The 20,263-nt window shown below is 44.0% G+C and carries 20 protein-coding genes; 9 read left to right on the top strand and 11 right to left on the bottom strand.

Annotated elements, in window-relative coordinates:
* Window positions 1–43: 43 nt before the first annotated feature.
* Window positions 44–517 (bottom strand): YcxB family protein, encoded by a 474-nt coding sequence (locus F0145_RS13415; RefSeq protein WP_150088929.1) that lies wholly within the window; start codon window positions 515–517, stop codon window positions 44–46.
* Window positions 518–933: 416 nt separating this feature from the next.
* On the opposite strand from F0145_RS13415, the gene F0145_RS13410 reads away from it, so the two are divergent.
* Entirely contained in the window at window positions 934–2,067 is a 1,134-nt protein-coding gene (locus F0145_RS13410; RefSeq protein ID WP_150088928.1) for a hypothetical protein, read from the top strand.
* 377 nt (window positions 2,068–2,444) lie between these two features.
* On the opposite strand, the gene nadC is transcribed toward F0145_RS13410, so the two are convergent.
* Together nadC and F0145_RS13400 are read right to left on the bottom strand one after the other, a co-directional pair.
* A complete protein-coding gene (nadC, locus tag F0145_RS13405; RefSeq protein WP_150088927.1) occupies window positions 2,445–3,308 on the bottom strand; it encodes a carboxylating nicotinate-nucleotide diphosphorylase in 864 nt (287 codons plus the stop codon).
* Between the two features lie 83 nt (window positions 3,309–3,391).
* Window positions 3,392–3,796 carry a DUF4783 domain-containing protein gene (locus tag F0145_RS13400; protein ID WP_150088926.1) on the bottom strand — a complete coding sequence of 135 codons (405 nt, stop codon included), beginning with the start codon at window positions 3,794–3,796 and terminating at the stop codon, window positions 3,392–3,394.
* A gap of 159 nt (window positions 3,797–3,955) precedes the next feature.
* Here F0145_RS13400 and gpmI point away from each other — a divergent pair, with 159 nt between their 5' ends.
* From gpmI to F0145_RS13385, 3 genes are all read left to right on the top strand, one after another.
* Window positions 3,956–5,482, top strand: a complete 1,527-nt coding sequence (gene gpmI, locus F0145_RS13395) for a 2,3-bisphosphoglycerate-independent phosphoglycerate mutase (protein WP_150088925.1) — start codon at window positions 3,956–3,958, stop codon at window positions 5,480–5,482.
* A gap of 6 nt (window positions 5,483–5,488) precedes the next feature.
* Window positions 5,489–6,088 (top strand): hypothetical protein, encoded by a 600-nt coding sequence (locus tag F0145_RS13390; RefSeq protein ID WP_150088924.1) that lies wholly within the window; start codon window positions 5,489–5,491, stop codon window positions 6,086–6,088.
* An 82-nt stretch (window positions 6,089–6,170) separates the two neighbouring features.
* Window positions 6,171–7,676 (top strand): M43 family zinc metalloprotease, encoded by a 1,506-nt coding sequence (locus tag F0145_RS13385; protein WP_150088923.1) that lies wholly within the window; start codon window positions 6,171–6,173, stop codon window positions 7,674–7,676.
* An 18-nt stretch (window positions 7,677–7,694) separates the two neighbouring features.
* On the opposite strand, the gene F0145_RS13380 is transcribed toward F0145_RS13385, so the two are convergent.
* The 5 genes from F0145_RS13380 to prfA form a co-directional block, all read right to left on the bottom strand.
* Window positions 7,695–8,114 carry an META domain-containing protein gene (locus F0145_RS13380; RefSeq protein WP_150088922.1) on the bottom strand — a complete coding sequence of 140 codons (420 nt, stop codon included), beginning with the start codon at window positions 8,112–8,114 and terminating at the stop codon, window positions 7,695–7,697.
* Between the two features lie 151 nt (window positions 8,115–8,265).
* The gene (locus tag F0145_RS13375) at window positions 8,266–8,688 is read right to left on the bottom strand and encodes a secondary thiamine-phosphate synthase enzyme YjbQ (protein ID WP_150088921.1); all 423 of its coding nucleotides are present in this window, start codon (window positions 8,686–8,688) and stop codon (window positions 8,266–8,268) included.
* A gap of 3 nt (window positions 8,689–8,691) precedes the next feature.
* Entirely contained in the window at window positions 8,692–10,122 is a 1,431-nt protein-coding gene (locus F0145_RS13370; protein WP_150088920.1) for a hypothetical protein, read from the bottom strand.
* 28 nt (window positions 10,123–10,150) lie between these two features.
* A complete protein-coding gene (locus tag F0145_RS13365) occupies window positions 10,151–10,723 on the bottom strand; it encodes a DinB family protein (RefSeq protein ID WP_150088919.1) in 573 nt (190 codons plus the stop codon).
* 111 nt (window positions 10,724–10,834) lie between these two features.
* Window positions 10,835–11,905: a peptide chain release factor 1 gene (prfA, locus tag F0145_RS13360; protein WP_150088918.1), complete on the bottom strand. Its 1,071-nt coding sequence runs from the start codon at window positions 11,903–11,905 to the stop codon at window positions 10,835–10,837.
* A gap of 169 nt (window positions 11,906–12,074) precedes the next feature.
* Between prfA and F0145_RS13355 the strand changes: the two genes are divergently transcribed.
* The 3 genes from F0145_RS13355 (at window position 12,075) to F0145_RS13345 (ending at window position 13,826) form a co-directional block, all read left to right on the top strand.
* The gene (locus tag F0145_RS13355) at window positions 12,075–12,707 is read left to right on the top strand and encodes a c-type heme family protein (RefSeq protein WP_150088917.1); all 633 of its coding nucleotides are present in this window, start codon (window positions 12,075–12,077) and stop codon (window positions 12,705–12,707) included.
* Window positions 12,708–13,261: 554 nt separating this feature from the next.
* Entirely contained in the window at window positions 13,262–13,579 is a 318-nt protein-coding gene (locus F0145_RS13350; RefSeq protein WP_150088916.1) for a thioredoxin family protein, read from the top strand.
* Window positions 13,580–13,583: 4 nt separating this feature from the next.
* Window positions 13,584–13,826: a DUF6952 family protein gene (locus F0145_RS13345; RefSeq protein WP_150088915.1), complete on the top strand. Its 243-nt coding sequence runs from the start codon at window positions 13,584–13,586 to the stop codon at window positions 13,824–13,826.
* A 79-nt stretch (window positions 13,827–13,905) separates the two neighbouring features.
* Here the strand turns inward: F0145_RS13345 and F0145_RS13340 are convergent, their stop codons facing one another.
* Entirely contained in the window at window positions 13,906–14,517 is a 612-nt protein-coding gene (locus tag F0145_RS13340; protein WP_150088914.1) for a TetR/AcrR family transcriptional regulator, read from the bottom strand.
* Between the two features lie 500 nt (window positions 14,518–15,017).
* Entirely contained in the window at window positions 15,018–16,007 is a 990-nt protein-coding gene (locus tag F0145_RS13335; protein WP_150088913.1) for a hypothetical protein, read from the bottom strand.
* 348 nt (window positions 16,008–16,355) lie between these two features.
* On the opposite strand from F0145_RS13335, the gene F0145_RS13330 reads away from it, so the two are divergent.
* Window positions 16,356–17,645, top strand: coding sequence for a serine hydrolase domain-containing protein (locus F0145_RS13330; RefSeq protein ID WP_150088912.1), 1,290 nt, complete (start codon window positions 16,356–16,358; stop codon window positions 17,643–17,645).
* Window positions 17,646–18,254: 609 nt separating this feature from the next.
* A complete protein-coding gene (locus F0145_RS13325; RefSeq protein WP_150088911.1) occupies window positions 18,255–18,665 on the top strand; it encodes a hypothetical protein in 411 nt (136 codons plus the stop codon).
* A gap of 17 nt (window positions 18,666–18,682) precedes the next feature.
* Here F0145_RS13325 and F0145_RS13320 read toward each other — a convergent pair whose 3' ends face one another.
* On the bottom strand, window positions 18,683–20,158 hold the full coding sequence (locus F0145_RS13320; RefSeq protein ID WP_150088910.1) for a hypothetical protein: 1,476 nt from the start codon (window positions 20,156–20,158) through the stop codon (window positions 18,683–18,685).
* Window positions 20,159–20,263: the final 105 nt, after the last annotated feature.

Below are 20,263 nucleotides of genomic sequence, written 5' to 3'. Positions count from 1 at the left end.
GCACAATAATTTAAATGTGCCGGATTAGATAAATACGAGAGGCCTACGCAATTAGGTTTTTCCGTTTCAGGTAAGCCTCCATCATTTTAATATCGTTGGGGTTATTAAAAATGCGGAAGGGCAGGTAAATAAACTGCGCTTTCGATAGCGAAAGCAGAAAATGGTCCTCGGTTTTTTTCGCACTTTTAATCATATCCCAACTCACAGGCATACCCTGCTTTTCGTTCAGCTTCATTAAAATTTGCCGGCCATCTATTTCATAAGACATTTTCTCGAACATTACCTTGTTCTGCTCTAGTTGGGTAACGCCAGTAAACTGAATGGCCCAGAACAGCAGGTACAATACCACAATTAAAATGGCTCCCGAAATAAACCACCACGACGGCCAGATAAAAGCCAAGCAAGCCACTGCAATTGGGCCAATAATAAACCACCATTGCTTACGCAACAGCTCCACCATGGCCATTTTAATATATTGGCTGGTTTCCAGCCTATATTTTTTTGTTTTAATAATCACCGGTAAAAAGAAATTAAATTATTTAGCTTAAACAGAAAGCCGCTAAAAAAGCTGTTTTCTATTTCGAGCACAAAAGTAGTTAAATTTTAACTTCTAGCAATTAGCTTTTTAATCCTAATAAAGGATTGTTCGGGCGCCGTAAGGTTTTTGGGGCAGGTAGTAATATTCCGGCATAAATTAAACAAGCGCCAAGCAGGTTACTATAGCCTGAAACGTGCCGAATTGTTTAAATAAAGTTCTTGCAGAACTGGGTAAAGTTAAAAAATATAAATAAATGCAGGATTATTTTCTGATAATTTTGTAATATATAATATTTTATATATATTTAGGCTGATTTTGCGATGTGTTTGTTTTATTAAGGTTGGCATAAAACGTTTAAGAGTAGCTTAGGGTTTTAAGTGCCTCCCGATTTTATAATGATGATAATAATTAGTTCGGGCGTTTGGCTGGGGTTGTTTTTTCTTTTAAGAACTACTGCTGTAAATTTTTATCCGGCTTTGGGCCATTTTGCAGCTAGCCCATTCGGGATAGAAAAATTAGGTTTAAGTACCGGCATATTATTTTTAACGGCAGCCCTAATTAAAATGCGGTATGTTTTACGTGCCCCTAAAACCCGCAGCAAACTACAAAATAGCAATGGCGAAATAATAGAATTAGCAGTAGTAGATCGGTTTACGTATATAAAGCTGCTTCCCGGTACCCAAAACTCTATTGTGTTTCGGTATTTTGTGAAAACTACCGCGGGCAACTGGCAATTGCCCGAAGATAAACCAGTGTTGTTTGCGAAGTTACAACCGGGTACCTTAATCCGGGCGGCCGTTGTGCAAAGCAAAACTACCCGCGAAATATTAGATTTTGAGATTGTATCGGGCGCTAACGAAATTGCTGCTGCCAACCCGCTTAACCAGGTAGTAGCCAAAGTAGCCAGCGAAGTTAAAATTATTGGTTACCGCGATGGGCAATTTCAGGTAAACAGGTTTCAGCCGTTAAAAGAGTTGAAATATTACCTGGTAGTAAACCAAACGCTGCTGCCGGTTTCCGGAACTGTTTTTAGCCGCACTAAACTCAACCAAAAATATTACGAAGGACTGGAACAAGCCACTACGCTCCAGATAACCGTAAAAGATAAATATGTTTACCTCGGTTTACCAGCTGGCGAAGACGGTCCGTTAACTTATAACCATTTTCTGGTAAGCGCTAGTACCTGGCGTTTAAGCCCCCACCTGAAAGACTTATTTCCCAGATTAGTACCGGGCGTTTCTTTGCAAATAGCCTTGGTTAATAATTGTATCTTAGATATTGATTTCCTGGAAAATACATTGGCCGTTCCGGATAAAGCATTGGGTACGGTAGTTGGCAAAGTAAAGAGCGACGTAAAAATTACTAATTTCCAAAACGGCCGATATAGCATAAAAAGAACAAAATCCTCTTATACGCCCCGGCATTACTTTATTGTAAATAATATGCCTTTAGAGGTAACCGAAGAAGATTTTACCAGAACGCCTTATTATGCTCTTTTTGCCGGCCCCAAACGGCAATTGGTTAAGTAATATTTTTATTTAAAGGAACTGCTTTCCAGTTGTTTTCTTTAGGCAACCCCATATTATACCCTTATTATTTGGGTAACGCGCTTAAAATATTGCAGTCATAGGTAGCCTGTCGAAATAGCTGAATTTACATATTCATAAATGTAATAGGTCCTGCGACAAGCTCAGGATGACCCAGTAGCAAACACTTAAGCGTAAGTTTCATTTTATTAGGGTATTAATTATTGTTGTTGCGCAAAAGATATAAGATAAAGCGTTTAAGCAATCCACCCTTGTCATTCTGGGAATCCTCGGATTCCCAGAATGACAAGGGTGGGCTCTACAATAAATTAAACTGTAAATAACTGGTTTTCAGATTTTATTAGGTGTATTGCCCCAAATCAGAAAGCTTTTAAGCTTAAATCGAGGCTGCGGATAGAATGCGTAAGCGCGCCTACGGAAATATAATCTACGCCGGTAGCGGCTACTTCCGCAATGGTTGTTTCGGTAATGCCGCCGGAAGCTTCGGTTTCGAAACGGCCGTTAATCAAGGCTACGGCTTCGCGCATTTGGGCAGGGCTCATGTTATCCAGCATAATCCGATCGATGCCGCCGGTATCTAAAGCTTGTTGCACCTCGTTTAGGTTGCGGGTTTCTATTACAATTTTTAGCTGTTTGTTGTGCTGCTGCAAATATTCGTGGGTAGCCGTAATGGCTTGCCGGATGCCGCCGGCGTAATCTACGTGGTTGTCTTTTAACATAATCATATCAAACAACCCATAACGGTGATTTAAGCCGCCGCCAATTACCACGGCCCATTTTTCCATCATCCGGAAATTAGGCGTGGTTTTACGGGTATCGAGCAAGCGGGCTTTGGTGCCGGAAATTAATCCGGTAAGGTAGTGGGTGTACGTAGCAATGCCGCTCATGCGCTGCATGCAATTCAAAAGTAAACGTTCGGCGGTTAATATGGCCTGAGCCCGGCCACTAACGGTAAAAGCCACATCGCCGCGCTTTACGGGGGTACCATCGGGCAATAATATTTGGATAGTAAGCGACGCGTCTACGGCCTGGCAAATTAATTCGGCCATGGCTACACCCGCCAATATGCCGTCGTCTTTTACCAGCAAGCGGGCTTGTTTTTGCGCATTGGCCGGAATAGCCGCCAGCGAGGAGTGGTCGCCGTCGCCAACGTCTTCCTGTAAGGCATTTTGAATAAATTGGGTTAAGGCGGCTTCGGTAATGTAAGAGGGTAGGTTGTTCATGGCAGCGTAAAAGTAAAAAAGCCCGCACTTAGTTGCGAGCCTTTTATTTACTTTTAATTAGCCAGACTAGTTACAAAGCCGGTTTATTTCTTCGTAAAATCTATGGTATCAATAATATAACTGCCATTGCCTTGTTTTACCACCACAAAAACCCGGTAAGCCCCAGCTTTGGTGTTGTAAGTGCCAATGGCATAACGCTGACCCTGGTTAGAACTGCCCTGGTGGTCGAACTCAAAACCCGCCGGCGGATTTTTAGTAAAGAAACTTTTCAGTACAAATTCGGCCTGGGTTTTACTATAACTAGATTTTTCGCCGTCTAACCCTATTTCAATGGTATTATTAAAATACTTGGCCAGATCGCGCGAAGAACCATTGCGGATAGCTGTCTTAATCTCGGCCGGCACATCGCCTTGTGCGCTTGCAGAACCTGTTCCTACAATCAATACTAGCAGCAACACCCAGATTAGCACAAGCTTAATATTTTTCATGTGTATAATTTAATCAAATTTACTCTTTGTTACGGTTTAAATAAGCTAAAACTATGCCAAGCCCGTAACTTAATTATAGAATTAAGTTTTATTACGGGGTAAAGCGTGCCCAAAGTAATAATTAATTTAACATTTTACTAAGTTGCCTATATTTGCATCATGGAAAAAAAGGTAATTCTGCTTATTTTAGACGGATGGGGCATTGCAACCGATCCGCGTGTATCGGCCATCGACCAGGCCAAAACTCCTTTTATTGATTCTTTGTTTCAAAATTATCCGCACGCGACACTGCAAGCTTCCGGCGAGGCCGTGGGTTTACCCGAAGGACAAATGGGTAACTCCGAAGTAGGGCACATGAATATTGGCGCCGGCCGGGTGGTTTACCAGGATTTAGTAAAAATTAATAAATCGATTCGGGAAGGGGAACTGGCCCACATGCCGGTTTTAGCTGATGCCTATAAATACGCAAAAGAACAAAACAAAAAAGTACATTTAATCGGGTTGTTGTCTGATGGCGGGGTGCATTCGCATATAGAACACCTGAAAGCTTTGTGTACCATTGCGGCCGAAGCCGGTGTTTCGCAAGTATTCGTACACGCCTTTACCGATGGCCGCGATACCGACCCGAAAGGCGGCGTAGCTTATTTACAGAATTTACAGGCGCATTTGGCGCAAACCGGCGGGCAAGTAGCTTCGGTAATTGGTCGTTATTATGCCATGGACCGCGATAACCGCTGGGAACGCGTAAAATTAGCTTACGATTTAATGGTGCACGGTTCGGGTACGCATGCTACCGATATTATTCCGGTTATTCAGGCTTCTTACGCCAGCGGCGTAACCGATGAATTTATTCAGCCTATTGTAGCGGTAGATGCCAACGATCAGCCGTTAGCCACCATTCAGGAAGATGATGTGGTGATTTGCTTTAACTTCCGCACCGACCGGGGACGCGAAATAACCCAGGCCTTAACCCAGCGCGATTTTCATGAGCAAAACATGCACAAGCTAAACCTGTACTATGTTACGCTTACCAACTACGACGATTCGTTTGTGGGCGTAAAACCAATATTTGATAAAGACAACTTAAATAATACCCTCGGCGAAGTGGTAGCCAATGCCGGCCGTACCCAAATCCGGATTGCCGAAACCGAAAAATACCCGCACGTTACTTTCTTTTTCTCGGGTGGGCGCGAACTGGTTTTTGAAGGCGAAAGACGTTTGTTATGCCCATCGCCCAAAGTGGCTACCTACGATTTAAAGCCCGAAATGAGCGCCTACGAACTACGGGATACCATTGTACCGGAACTCCAAAACCGCAGCGCCGATTTTATTTGCCTGAACTTTGCCAACCCCGACATGGTAGGGCACACCGGCGTATTTGAAGCCGCCGTTAAAGCCTGCGAAACCGTAGATGCCTGCGCCCAGGCCGTAGTTACCACCGCCCTGCAAAACGATTACGCCTGCATTGTAATCGCCGACCACGGCAACGCCGACATGATGATTAACCCCGATGGTACGCCAAATACCGCCCACACCACCAACCTGGTGCCTTTTATTGTGGCAGATAATCAGTACCGCAACAACTTAAAAGATGGTAAACTCGGCGATTTGGCACCTACTATTCTGGAACTAATGGGTATTCCGCAACCCGCCGACATGACCGGCACTTCATTATTACAACACTAAAATATATTGGCTAAAAAGATCTCTATTTTATTTCTCCTGGCAATAGTTTTGTATCTGGGTGCTTGCGGCGAAAAAAAATCGCCGGGAGCACCGGTACAATCCACCGCCGGGCAATATTTTGATGTAGTTGGTTTTGTAGAAGCGCAGACTACGCTGTTGAAAAAGGAAAAGCCAGGCGCGGTTAAAACCGTACTGGAAAACCAGAAAACTACCGAATCGAAAAAAGTACAAAACCTGGATTGGGAAAAAGAGCTGGAAAATTTCCGGGAACTGGATATTAACAAACCGGCTTTCCGGAATGCGTACGCCAGCACCCAACAACAAGACCCTGCCACCGGTAATACCACTATTATGTATCGCAAGAAACCCGGTTACGACGGAACTGTGCAATATTTATCGGTTACGACCAATGCCAGCGGGCAAGTGCTGGGCGTGCGGGGCTTGCAGGAAAGCGAAAATATATTGCTGAAATCGCGCCGCGAACTGAAGCTGCAATGCCATACTAAAAACGGAACTGCGCGCGTTATTTCCTACACCATTCAGGGCTTTCAGAAACCAATAATATTCAATGCCCTGTACTATACAATATTTACCAAAATAGGTTAACTTGGTATAGCGGTTTTTGCTTTACTGTTTGCCTATGCTGCCCGGTGCCTGTGTTTTAACTTCCTGATTTTTTCCGTAGCGGATGTCTAAAATAGTATACCTTCTTTTTCTGCTATTTGGCTTTAATATTACGTTGGTATGGGGGCAGAAAACGCCGGGTGTTACTTCCCGCACCTGCGGTACCACCCACCTGCGCGAAAAACTAAACCAGCAACAGCCCAGTTTGGGCTTGCGCCAGGAACGTGTCCGGAAAGTAGTCGATGATTTGCTGTTATCGGGGCGAGCGCGGTTAAAGCAACCGGTAATCCAGATTCCAGTAGTTTTTCATGTTATTTACCATACGCCCGCAGAAAATATTTCGGATGCACAAATTCAATCGCAGTTACAAGTTTTAAACGAAGATTACCGGCACCGCAACGCCGATTCTGTTAAAACCCTGGCGGCTTTTAAGAAACTGGCCGCCGATACCGGTATTCAGTTTTGCCTGGCTACCGTAGACCCAACCGGAAAACCTACTACTGGCATTACCCGCACGTACACCGACAGCCTGGGTTTTGCCTCCGACGAAGCCATGAAATTTACGGCCAAAGGTGGGCAAAATGCCTGGAACCCCAGCCAATACCTGAATATTTGGGTGTGTAATGTCCAGAATGGTTTTTTGGGGTATGCCCAGTTTCCGGGCGGCGATCCGGCCATCGATGGCGTGGTGTTGTGGTACCAAACGGTTGGTAAATTTCCGGCTAATCCGTACAAATCGGTGTTTAACCAGGGGCGTACCGCTACCCACGAAATTGGTCATTGGCTGGGTTTGGAGCATATATGGGGCATAAAAGATACCGGTTGCGATGATTCGGATGGCATAGCCGATACGCCACCGCAAGATAATGCAAGTAATGGCTGCCCCACCGGTACCATTATTTCTTGCAACAACAGCGCACAGGGCGGCGATATGTACCAGAATTTCATGGATTACGCCGATGATGCCTGTATGAACCTGTTTACCCACGGGCAGGCGGCTTATATGCAAGCAATGGTTAGTTCGGCCCGGCCCGGCTTGCTCAATGCCGTAAGTTGTGCAGTACCGTTACAAGCCGATTTTAGTGTTACCGATTCGGTGGTGGTTACCGGGGCTACTGTTCAGTTTTACGATAATTCTATTGGGTTACGGGCTACCGAGTGGCAATGGACTTTTGCGGGTGGCTCGCCGGCTACTTCTTTGGCCCAAAACCCAACGGTTTACTACAGCGAGCCGGGACGATATGCCGTAACCTTAACGGTAAAAAACGGTGCTTTCTCCAACACCCAAACCAAGCGTGCTTATATATTTGTTACCGCCAGTGAACCCCGCATTTACCCCAATCCGGCGCACCAGTTCACCAACATAGAGTTGCCCGCCGATTACGAAGTAGAAAATATTTTATTAATAAATAATCTGGGGCAGACCATCCGTTCCGGCATACCGCAAAATGCTTTGCTGCGGATGAACTTAGCTGGTTTAGCCAGTGGCCTTTATTACGCCAAAGTAATTCTGAAAAACGGCCGCGTAGTTACCAAAAAAATATTGGTGCTACAGGAGCAAACGCAGTAAGAAGCTAAGAATATTCGGTTATTTTATTCGTTTCAGCTTTAGCTCGCCCAAACCGTTTAGCGTTAATATATCGGCCTGAATTTGGTAAGTATTTACGTGATGTAAAAGAGAGGCTAGCTCCTGAGCCATATCCGAGTCGCAGCAAATTTCGGTGTATGCTAGCCGTTCTATTTTTATCTGCCCGGGTTGGCTTACAGTATAAGCCCCATCGCAATTATTTACATCTAGCTTAAACGTTAAACTTTTATCTTTTTTAAACTGAAGAATATAAGGTTTAACCGGATATTGCTGCGAAGCGCTGTTGGGCCGCCGCATGCTTACCACCTGCCATTCTTGTAGTAAGGCGTCTGGTTTTTCGCTTTCTTTCTGGCAAGCCTCTATTACCAGCAAAGAAAACAAAACAAGAATAAGTAAGGTGATGCTGCCTGAATTTTTCATGCTGGGCTGAATTCTTTAATATTCTCACCTGCCTGTAACTGCGCTCCCGGCAGTAATGATTTTGTAAATACGGCAACAAAACAGGATTGCTGCTTTTCTTGAATATTCTAAATTATTAAATATTGCTTAAAATGCTATAATTAACCCCTAATTATTTGCCTTGCAACGTAATTACCAGCCAGCGACGGGTAGCGTGATCACGGTGCTCGCAAAAATATATGCCTTGCCAGGTACCCAGGTTTAGTTGCCCGTTGGTAATGGGTACGGTTACGGAACTGCCCAGCAAAGAAGCTTTTAAGTGGGCCGGCATATCATCGGGGCCTTCGGAGTTGTGGCGGTAGTAAGGGGCATTTTCCGGTACCATCTTGTTAAAATGGCTTTCAAAGTCGTGGCGTACGGTGGGGTCCGCGTCTTCGTTAATGGTAAGGCTGGCCGAGGTATGCCGGATAAAAACATGCGCCAAACCCACATTAATATTTTCCAGTTCGGGTAATTCGGCTACAATTAAATCGGTAATTAAATGAAAACCGCGTTTAAGAACGGGCAGGCGAATACTTTTCTGGTACCAATGCATAGTTTAAGGTTTAAGGCGTTCGTAAGCCCCAATATCCGGTTTCTGATTGTCGCGGAGCAGGCCATTTATATCTGCTTTTACAGCAGGTAAAGAACGGGCTGCTCCATTTGCCACCGACAAGGTATCCAGGCTATAATCATAAGGAATATTGTTGCGGGGGCTTTCGGGCGTATACCGGAAATTGGGATCTTGGTTAATAATATTGGTTGGCTCCAGCAGGCTTCTATAACGTTCGGTTTGCAGTATATTATGCGTAAGCGCTATTTCCAGCGGGCTAGCACTTTGGTTCAGAAACAATATTTCATCGGTTAATTTACCTCCCCGGGTACCAGCCCACACAATAGAGTTTACCATACTAAGTTTTACCGGGTAATCAATATTTTGGCCATTATCCAGTACAATGCGGTCGGTAAAGGCAAAAGAAGGCGTGTCGCGCCGGAACTCGGGCGTGTAATTGGCAATGGTGCAATATTTAAAATCGTAAGTGCCGCCGCCAAACCCGGCTACCGCGTGTTGCCCGCAGTTGGTAATAAGCGTGTTAATGGCCTGAATATCGGTGGTATAACTTAAAATGCCGATGGTATACATATTCTGGATGGTGCACTGCTCCAGTTTTATTTCGTAGGTATTGGGGTTTTGATCGGGGCTGCCAGCCCAAATACCTACCTGCGCGTTCCGGATATCAGCGTACTGAATTACGTTATTTTTGCTGTTGGTGAAAAACCGGATGCCGCTCCACTGGCCCGGAATATTTTCGTAAAAGCGTTCGCGCCGGTCGCCGGTAAAAACAACCCGTTCCTGGGCCGTACCTTCCACGCGCAAACTGCCATCTACCAAAATACCGGCGTTTTTGTGGGCGTAAATGCGGGCACCTTTCTCAATGGTAAGCGTACAGCCTTTGTTTACAATTACGCGGTCGTAAATAATATGCGGTTTATCCGCTTTCCAAACGGTGTTGCAATCTAATTCCTGATCCCGGTAAAAATAAGCATCCTGCCCGTAGGCTACCAACTTAACATCCTGCACGTTGTTGTTTTGGGAAAAAACCAGCGAATCTTTCACCAGAAAAGGATTATTGCGGTTTTCGGGCTCGATGAAAACTTTCACCAAAACCAGCAAACTATCGTTGCCCCGGATGCGCACCTTTTGGGCAGTTGGTGTTTCTACGCCGTTAATAATTACCCGGTAAGCCGAGTTCGCCAAGCCACCTAACTTTATTTCGTCTACTTCAACGGCATTTTTGTTGAAGTTATACAAGTAAACCCGTTTGGTAACGCTGCCGGTTTTTACAAATACGGTATCAAATATTAAAGAATCAGTAGAAAACTGCAGGTTTGCTTGTGGGTTGCGGGTCAGGATTTCTTCTTCCGGCTCACAGGAAAACAGCGAAAACAGCACCAGAAAAGAGGAAAATATGGAAAGCAGGTATTTCACAAATAGAAGTAAGGGGTAAATGGCTGTTTTACGCGTTTATGGGCTTATGCGGGAAATCTTTTTGTTTCATTACCCGCTTAGCCTGCAAAAAATGCCGTTCTTCGTGTACGGCACAAATATTTACGCAATCTTTCAGGCTGTACGTAATAATTGGGCTGGCCGGCGAGGTAACAATGGTTTTAGCATGATCAACCTGTTCGGTAGCTTTTATGCGCCGGGTTAGGTCTTGCTGGTGCCGCACAAAATCGGCCACAATATTATCCGGAATACGGCTGGCCGATGGCTTAAATATTTTGGGCGTTTTGAATTTTTTGCTCGTAGAGGCTAATCCTTTCAGCAGCATTCTACCCCAGAAACCCGGCAGTAACGGCAACATTTCCCAAATAGTTTTCTTTTTCCGGCCCTGGCTAACGGCTTCAAATATAGGAAAATACTGGTGGTTGGTTTTAATTAGATGATCGAGGCACTGGCCAATGCTCCAGGCGCTTTCGGCGGGTTTCCAGTTTAGCTGCTCCGCCGAAAGTCTTCCGAATTCGGCCTGTACTTTTTTCGTAATCAGGCCCAATTCGTGAAGCGTATCATCTAAATATTCATTTGCCATTTAGAGGTTAGTTATTAGCTGTTAGTAATTAGTTGTTAGTTATTGGCATTATACAACATTAAATAATCTAACAATTCAACAATTTAACCATCCAGCAATCCAACAATCAACCTACGCTACGCCTTCTTTCAGTCTTTCGGCGCTTTCGGCAATCCGTAATTCTTCTACAAAATCATCGATAGCACCATCCATTACAATAGGCAGGTTATAAACGGTGTAGCCAATGCGGTGGTCGGTTACGCGGCCTTGCGGGTAATTATACGTCCGGATTTTATCGGAGCGGTCATTGCCACCCACCATGCTTTTACGCTGGGCACCTTCTTCCTCATTTTTCTTGGCTAGTTCCATTTCATAAACCCGGGAGCGCAATACTTTCAGGGCTTTATCAAAGTTTTTTAATTGGGATTTCTGATCCTGGCATTGGGCCACAATACCCGTAGGAAGGTGGGTTAAACGCACCGCCGAATACGTCGTGTTTACCGATTGACCACCCGGACCGGAAGCACAGAATAAATCTTTCCGGATATCGTTCATATTCAGTTCAATATCGAATTCTTCTACTTCGGGTAATACTACCACGCTGGCTACCGAGGTATGAATACGGCCCTGAGTTTCGGTAGCCGGTACGCGTTGTACCCGGTGCACGCCCGATTCGAATTTAAGTTTGCCGTACACATCTTCGCCCGAAATACTGCTGATAATTTCTTTGTAACCGCCCGATGTACCTTCCTGGGCATCAATTAATTCCATGCGCCAGCCTTGTTTTTCGGCAAAGCGCGAGTACATGCGGTGTAAATCGCCGGCAAATATAGATGCCTCGTCGCCGCCGGCACCCGCTCTAATTTCAATAATAATATCTTTACTGTCGTTGGGGTCTTTCGGAATCAGCAAATTTTTAATCAGCTCTTCCATTTCTTCCTGTTGGGGCAATAGCTCATCGAGTTCTTCTTTGGCCATTTCCCGGAACTCTTCGTCTTTTTCAGTGGCAATTACCTGCTTGGCATTTTCAATATTGCTGAGCAGGCTCTGGTATTTTTTATATTCGATAACGATTTTTTCGAGGTCTTTGTATTCTTTGTTCAGCGCCTTGTACTTTTTCATATCGCTCATGGCATCCGGCTGAATGAGCTGCTGGCTGACATCCTCAAATCGCTCTTTTATCGCTTCTAACTTATCTAACATTTCTTCAAAACTTGGGTTTAAACTACAAAGATAATAAATAACATTTGTGTTTGCTTATAAGTTGCTTTGCAGCAGAATAGGTTTTTGCTATACGAATATTAGGCGGGTTTTAGTCTAAATCAGAGCAGGCTTTTTAACTTGCAGCCTTATTACTAAAATATTAAATGGTATGCGTAAAATAATCTGGGCGGCGGCTATTTTTCTGGCATTGTTACTGGGCTTCCTGCTCTTTTACCGGCCCGAGCCTTTAACCGTACGGAAGCAACTGGAAGCGGAAGCCGAAATGCACAAAGTTAAACGCATCACACCCGCTCAGGTAGAAGCCCAAGCCCGGCATATAGGCGACAGCCTGGTTAATATTGCCGATAGTTTGCTGCACGTACGCCTTACTGCTGCATTTGAAGCCGGTGGCACTGTGGCCGCCCTTAAAAATTACCCGCCCCAGCAATACCCCGAAGTTCAAGCCATTGCCCAAAAATATAACATTACGGTAGCCCGTACCGGTCAGAAACTGCCTGTAAATTCGCCGGATTCGGCGCAGGTAAAAACCAGCGGGCAAACCGAAATACTTTATACCAAAGGTGTTTTTATAAACCAGGCCGCTTGTCTTAAATGCCACGGAACGGTAGGGCAGGAGGTTGCGCCGGCAACGCTCGCCGAACTACAACAATCCTCGCCGGGTTTTAAGGCCGTGGGTTTTAAAGCGAATGCAGCAATTGGCAGTTGGCAAATTAAACTCAAACGCCAAACTATTCTGGAAAGCCTGAGTCGCCGCAGTCGCAGAAGTTTACAGATGCAATAGTTAAGGCTTCTGCAAGCGCATGGTAAAGCGTTATTCATAGGCGTACAAATATTCTTAAAAGTGCGTAGCGGATAGGCTAACAGTTTGTTATGCGTAGAGTTAGCGCAGCGCTCTACGCATTTTCCGGAAAGCCAATCTCCCGATTGGCGTATAACAGAAAACTTTACATATTAACTATAGATATTGGTAATGCCCATACGATACGCTCCAAGTATCTGCTGTTTAATAAATCAAGCTCGTCTTTATTTTGCCACTTCTACTGCAAATTACTAAGTCTGGTACTTCTTAATTTTTAATAACCAGATACGCCAATCGGAGATTGGTTTTCCTAAAAATGCGTAGAGCGCTGCGCTAACTCTACGCATAACAAAACCGTTAGCGCTACGCGCGACAGAGGTGCATTGCTTGCATATTATCTTTGTTAGAATATTTATTTGTTAAGATACATTTAATATCAAGCAATTATGTTTGTGCATTTTGCGGTATTATAGCGCATCTTATAAATATTTCTTAATTTTGCGGCCAAATTGTTAAGTACAAACACATAAATTATTATGGCAGTTATTCAAGCAACCGATTCTGATTTTAATAATATTCTGGCGCAAAACGAAAAAGTAGTAGTTAAATATTACGCCGACTGGTGCGGCAATTGCCGTTTGTTTTCGCCTAAGTTCAAGCGTATGTCCGATAACGAGCAGTTTAGCGGTATTGCCTTTTTAGATGTAAACGCTGAAGTAAGCCCGGAAGCCCGCAAAGCCGCCGGCGTAACCAACCTGCCTTTTTTTGCGGTGTTTAAAAACGGTACATTGGTAGATACCGTAGCGGCCAGCAAAGAAGAAGCCGTGGTAAACCTAATTAACAAACTGAACTAAGCTTATGAAAATACCAGCTATTAAAAAGTTAGTAGAAACGCAAACCATAGAGTCGTTGCGGCACGCCGAGGAACAGCTGCTGGAAGAACAACAGCCGGATTTTGAAATTGAAGGCGCCGACGAAGGCGAGCAGCTCACCCACGTATTTGGCGCCATCTGGATTCTGAACCACATGCAAGACCACAGCACTGATTTTAAAACTGCCCTACGGGAATTTACCCAAAAAGTACGCGTTTCGATAAATTAAATAAGTAACAATAAATTAAAAGCCGGTTAGTAAGTTAAAGACTTATCAACCGGCTTTTTTTATGGTTATTGGTATTAGGCTAAATCTGGTTATGGGCAAAAAAGTTCTCGGCTTGGCGGGCCCCAATATCGGTGCATAGACCGCGCAGATAATACAAAAAAATGCTCCGGAATACCTCGGCTAAATTATACCTTTCAGGCGGAAACAAACCCGGATTAAGCAGCATATTGAGTTGCTCCATAATAATTTTAGTAACCAGCGGTATATTTATATCTTTCCGGAAATTAGCTTCTAAAACGCCTTTATTAATAATGCCATGAATTTGCGGGTAAGAATAAGAGTATAAATGCGCGATACCTATTTGCCAGGCTTGCGGGAAATTTTGCTGCAGGTGCAAATAATACAACGGATTTATTCTTTTTACCTGGTTTATACCTTGCACCAGCAAACGCATAATATCTTCTACCGCATTCGGCGAATTGCTTAATAGTTTTACGTGTTCGTTCCGTTGTACCTGTAAATCATATTCTATTACCTGGTTTACTAAATCCGGAATGCTCTTGAAAATTTCGCGGAAAGTAGCCTGCGAAATATCCAGTTTGTTTAGCAGATAAGATTCGGATATATTTTCCAGGCCCTCGCGTTGAAAAAGAGTAAGTGCTTCCTGGATAATGGTTTCTTTCAGTGTCATGCAGCAGCGGTGCGTTCTTTGGGGAACACAAAGATAACTTATTACAGAATATTTGAAGCAGAAAATATACCTGCATAAAGATTATATTCTGAACAGGAGCTAATAATATTATGCTTTGAAAAGCAAGCGTATTCAGGGAGTAGAAGTGACGTTTTCTAGCAGTAATTTTTATTTGATCCTTATATTAGGTAATTGATGTTACACAATATTTTAAAAAGTATAGGTTCAAGAAACCCAAACCTGTCATTCAGGAGGAAACTATTTAGCAGGCAGCCAAATAGTTTCTTCCTGAATGACAGGTTTGAATTGGAGATGCTAAGAATTAATATTCCCACAATTGTTGCGTAACGTCAGGTAAAGCTATATAAAACACTTATCGAAACAGAAGGAATATTTTAGAGAGTTTAATATAATAAAAAGCACAAGCCGGCGATGATTGCTGCTTGTGCTTTAAATATTTGAATTATGCTTTAGCGTAACAGATTGTACGTTTTAACCTGTTAGTTAAAGTTATAAATATAATTACCGGTAAAAGTTACATCCGGACGGCCATTGCCAATAACCGTTGACCTGATTTGGCTGCCTGGAAAACCATCAGTATTATAGGTGTAACCGTAGCGTTCCCGCCCCGACAGTTCGTAGCCATCTTTATTACGGGCATATTTTACTCTGGGGTTATTAACCCAGGCCGTAAACTGCGGCAGGTACGGGTATGTGGCCAAGAAAGGAATGGCCGCTTTTTTATCGTCAAAATCCTCGAAAAAGAACCTGGTAGAAAGCTCCAGCCGGTTAGTAGCAGGATTTTTAAAATAATCTTCCAAAATTACCAGGTTTCCCCGCGTATCGTATTTATAAACCTGCTTCTGATATTCTGTTTTATTATTGTTCAGGTCTACTTTATACGTTAACCGCGATTCTAATTTGCCGTCTGTTCTGAAAGTAAAATAATATTCCTTCAGCGGTCGATCTAGTTTATCGTTCTCCATCGCTTTTTCGAGCTGGTTGCCGTTGTAAAAAAATAATATGTTGCCATAAACATTACTTGTTTGTTTCACTAGCCGCTTATTGGCATCGTAATGAAACTCCTGGGTAAAGTTTGTAACGGCATTGCTGCCTTGGCTGGAGTTGTATTGGCTCACGTAGCGGGTAATTAAATTATTGTTATCATAATCTACGCGTTGGAAATCCAGTTCAGACCATTTTAGCTGCACAAATTTACCGGTGGGCATAGGATTGGGCTGTTGCCCCGGATCGGGCTGACCATTACCCGGATTATTGGGATCGACCGGCGTATTCGGGTTATTGGGCGTGCCTGGTTCTACGGGGTTACCCGGCTCCGCAGGGTTGTTGGTATCTCCGGGATTTTGGTTGGTTGGCGTTTCGCGGGGCAATATTTGGTCTTCTTGACAGGCGCCCAACAACAAAGTAAAGCCCAGCAGCCACGTTAGTGGTCTTAAGGTTAACGACAGCATTAAAGGTGTTTTTTTCATTAGTTTTATTTTTAAGGTTAGTTAGTATGAGAGCGGGTTGTGTTTTAAAGCTTTTATATATGCATCATGGTATTTTAAATTTTACAGTATTTGCCATTATTAGCGGTTTTGCCCGTAAGACAAGCAACATTTTAAAACCGTTGCCTGGCGTATAAAATTTTCTTTAATTTTTTAAGGCTAGTATATTCTGCAGTATAAATATTAGCGGTGCAGCAGTTTCAAAATTTTAACCGGTCAGGGTTGGAATGGTAAATTGTATTATTAGCTAAATACCGGGAGCTAGTAATATATTGCTAATTATTTCTGTTAGGCTTACTATCTTTAGCTAATCAAAATAAATAATAGCTTATGCGCCACATTTTACTTTCGCTGGTTTTTTCGTGCTGTTTTATTTTTACCTATGCCCAAAAAATTAAAACACCGGTATTACAGGAAGCCAAGCCCGAAACCGTGGGTATGAGCACCGAAAGGCTGCAGCGCCTGGACCGGGTTTTAGAAGAATATGCAGCTAAAAATTATGTGCCGGGTGCTATTGCCCTGATTGCGCGTAACGGCAAAATTGTTTACCACAAAGCCGTTGGCCTGAACGATACAGATACCAAAACGCCGCTGAAGCGCGATGCCATTATGCGCGTTGCTTCCCAAACCAAAGCCATTACCAGTATTGGCCTGATGATGCTTTATGAAGAAGGTAAGTTTTTGTTAGACGAGCCCATTTCTAAATATATTCCAGCTTTCCGCAACCCAAAGGTACTGGCTAAATTTAACCCCCAAGACAGCAGTTTTACCACCGTGCCCGCGCGCCAGGAAGTTACCATCCGGCAGTTGCTTACCCATACTTCGGGCATTGGTTATCCCGCTATAGGCACCAAAGAAGCCAGTGCTATTTACGCCAAACACCACATCTCCAGCGGAATTGGTACGCCCAACGCTAAACTCGCCGATGCCATGAATGCCTTGGGCACTTTGCCCTTAATGCACCAGCCCGGCGAACGGTTTACCTATGGCCTGAGCACGGATGTACTGGGTTATCTCATCGAAATATTATCGGGTCAGCCGTTGGACGTGTATTTTCAGAAGCGGATTTTCGAACCGCTGGGTATGAAAGATACTTACTTTTATCTGCCCGCCGAAAAACATAACCGCTTGGCTATTTTGTACGCCGAAGATGCCGGCAAAAACACGATAAAAGCCAAAGCTCGCTTAGGTGCAGGACCGGATTATCCAAATGTTAAAGGGACCTATTTTTCGGGTGGAGCCGGCTTATCTTCTACGACTTACGATTACGCTATATTTTTGCAGATGCTCCTGAATGGCGGCGAATACAATGGCAAACGATTACTTGGCCCGGCTACGGTAAAACTAATGACTACCAACCAGATTGGCGAAGTAAATCAGGGCGATAATAAATTTGGCTTAGGCTTTGGCATTACCACAGCCAAAAGTTCGGCTAAGTTTGGCATACCCGAAGGCAGTTTTGATTGGGGCGGTTACTTTGGCACTACTTACTGGGTAGACCCCACCAACGGCATTGTAGCGTTGTTATACACCCAGAAAACCCCCAACAGCTACGGCAATCTCAGCGATAAATTCCGGGCGCAGGTTTACCAAGCCATTACGGACTTAAATTTGCCTTAAAATATTTTGGGTGATTTCTGAGCTTGTAGCTGATATTTAACTGCTGTGAGTCGCTCGACTAATCAAATATTAAATTGAAGCTGTTTAGCATTATTAAATTGGAAGAACCTTTGCCCTTGCTGCGGAGGCACCAGCAAGTAGTTTGGCAGAAGCTTTCGAATTGGTGGTGATAACACCACCAATGGCACCAAAATCTGTTCGAAACAGAAATACTAAACAACTTCATTATTAGGTAAACCAGCATTAGTAGCTGTTCAAGACAGATTTTAGTTTGTTCATCGGTAAAATCCGGTCGCTTACCCAAATAAAATTGATTTAGGCAATTGGCCGGTACATCTTTGTAACAGCATTAGCCAGAAATATTAAGAACATGGTAAAGTTGAATTAACGGTTGCTAAGTTCTTGGTTAATGTACCTGCCCTGGTCAAGATATACTATGAAAAAGAAAGCGGAAGGCCCGGTTTATCCGGGCTTTTTTGTTGCCTAACCATTTAGCTGCATTTAAACGTAGGTGCACTTGCAGCATCGTTTCTTCTATAAAACCCGATTAGCAATTATAACCGTTAGAAATACGCTGTTTAGTGGCCCAATAACCGTACAATATTGCCAATGCTTAACTTCTTCTATTATTTTTATTACCGCATCCGGGAAGCAAATAACACCGCCGGGCCAATTTCTGCCAGTGCCGAACGCGCGGCCTATTTCACGTTAGTACTGCTGTTAATTCTTAATTCTATATCGGTGTACTTTATTTTTATTCAGTTAGTGAATAACCAATTAGGCGCCTTGTTATGGCAGGATAAATGGCTTAACCGCATTATTGTATTCTTTTTGGGCGTAACTGTTCCGGTGGGCGTGTACGGCTGGTATAAGTTGCGGCAACACCAAATAGAACAAACCTTAATTGATTATAAAAATGAAAGTTCTGATGAACGTCGGGTAGGCGGCGCATTAATTATGGCTTATATTTTTACCTCTTGCGGCTTATTAATTTATGCCCTCTTTCTGCCATTTCTATAATTAACCGCTCACAGCACTTACCGGTGTAAAAACCGGATTGCCTTTACCAGAAATTCTGCCAAATCGGTATGCTCATAAATTTCACCCATCAGCGAAATAGGCCGGGAGTACAAAGTATCGCTTTTAAATATTTGCGACCACTCCTGGTCGGTAAAAGGGGTGAGTTGGTTTAAGCCGGCGGCGCGCATTACTTTTATAAATTCGGTAGCTACCAGGCCTTGCCCAATAGCCGAGGGGTGTACGCCATCCAGACTAAAAATGCCGCCCTGCTTTAACTGCCCTTCTTTGTCGGCGTGGTAATATTTGGTATCTACTTTGGGGTAAACAAACTTAAAATATTCCGGGAATTCATAAGTAGGTTGCGCATCGTTCCGTTTCCAGGCCATATTTTCTAGTGCACTCGCAATATCTACCACAAAATAACGCGGTTTGCCGCCGGCTAACTGGTTAAATTGGGTTACCAGGCGGTTAATAATAATATTGTACTCGCGTATGCAATCGTCAATATGCAGCACCTGTTGCAAGTTTAAATGGCGACCGGTTTTTACGGCAAAATCTTCGTCGAAGGGTACGTAGGTATAATATTTATAATAAGTGCCTTTGCCCGGAATGTGGGTGGTGGGGCCAACACCTTTGGCCAGCGGCGCAATGGTTACCAGCGGCACGTTGCCTAGAAATACCTTCCAGTCGGTTTGTTCAGACTGATTACTCATAATGGTATGCACCCGCTGCAGCATTTCTTCGTATTCCACGGCAAAATCCGTAGGATGCCAGAGGTTCCAGCGATTGGCTACTTTTTCGTTGTGGGTTTTGGTAATAGGGCTTTTGTCGCCGGGCGTTTGCCTGATTTGTAAATCCACGATGGTGCCCAGCGCATTATTGCCGCCCAGCCACAAGCATACATTTTCTACACCTTCTTTCTGGCTATGATACTTCAGCCAATCTAACTGCGAAAAATTTTGCTTAAAAGCGCCGGTAGCCGTGCGGGTTAAAGCCGGACTTAAAACTTTCAGGGCGGTGCGGTAAAGCGAGGCATCGGCCACGGCCAAAAATTGGTCGTCGCCCTTTTGCGGCACGGCGTTCTGAATATTATTCCAAGCTACTTCGGGCGTTACTTTCCAGGAGTCGGTTACGTCGAAACCCCGGGCCGCTACGTTATGGAAATAATTTACTTTACCCGGATAAGGTAAATTGGCCCGCCCGGGTCCGCGCTCGTAATATTCTTCGCTGGTATCAATTACCTTATTCACCGTCGGTAAAAAAGTTAGCCACTCCAGCCCGCTAATATTACTGCCGTACCGTTTATTTAAAGCCCGCAATACATCTTCCATGTTTAAAGGCAAGCCGCCCGCCTCCCAAATTGGGTACTGGTAATCGGTTAAATTCAGCTTACGGGCAAGCAGCGTAGAAAAACTTAAATCCGTGCGGGCCGCCGCTCCCGACATAAATCCCTGGGCAACGCTGTCGCCGATGGTAAAAAGCTTAATGCTCATAATTATTGGTGAAGGTTAGGAGGTGAAACCACAGCAGCATTGGCCCGGAACCATCTTTAAACGTAAAATAAAGGAAAGCGGCCTACGATTCAAGATTAAAGCATA

The organism is Adhaeribacter rhizoryzae, assembly GCF_008629685.1.
In the GTDB taxonomy this organism is placed as follows: Bacteria; Bacteroidota; Bacteroidia; order Cytophagales; family Hymenobacteraceae; genus Adhaeribacter; species Adhaeribacter rhizoryzae.
Note: the sequence above shows the minus strand (reverse complement) of the source record. Positions and strands in the feature narration are given on the sequence as shown.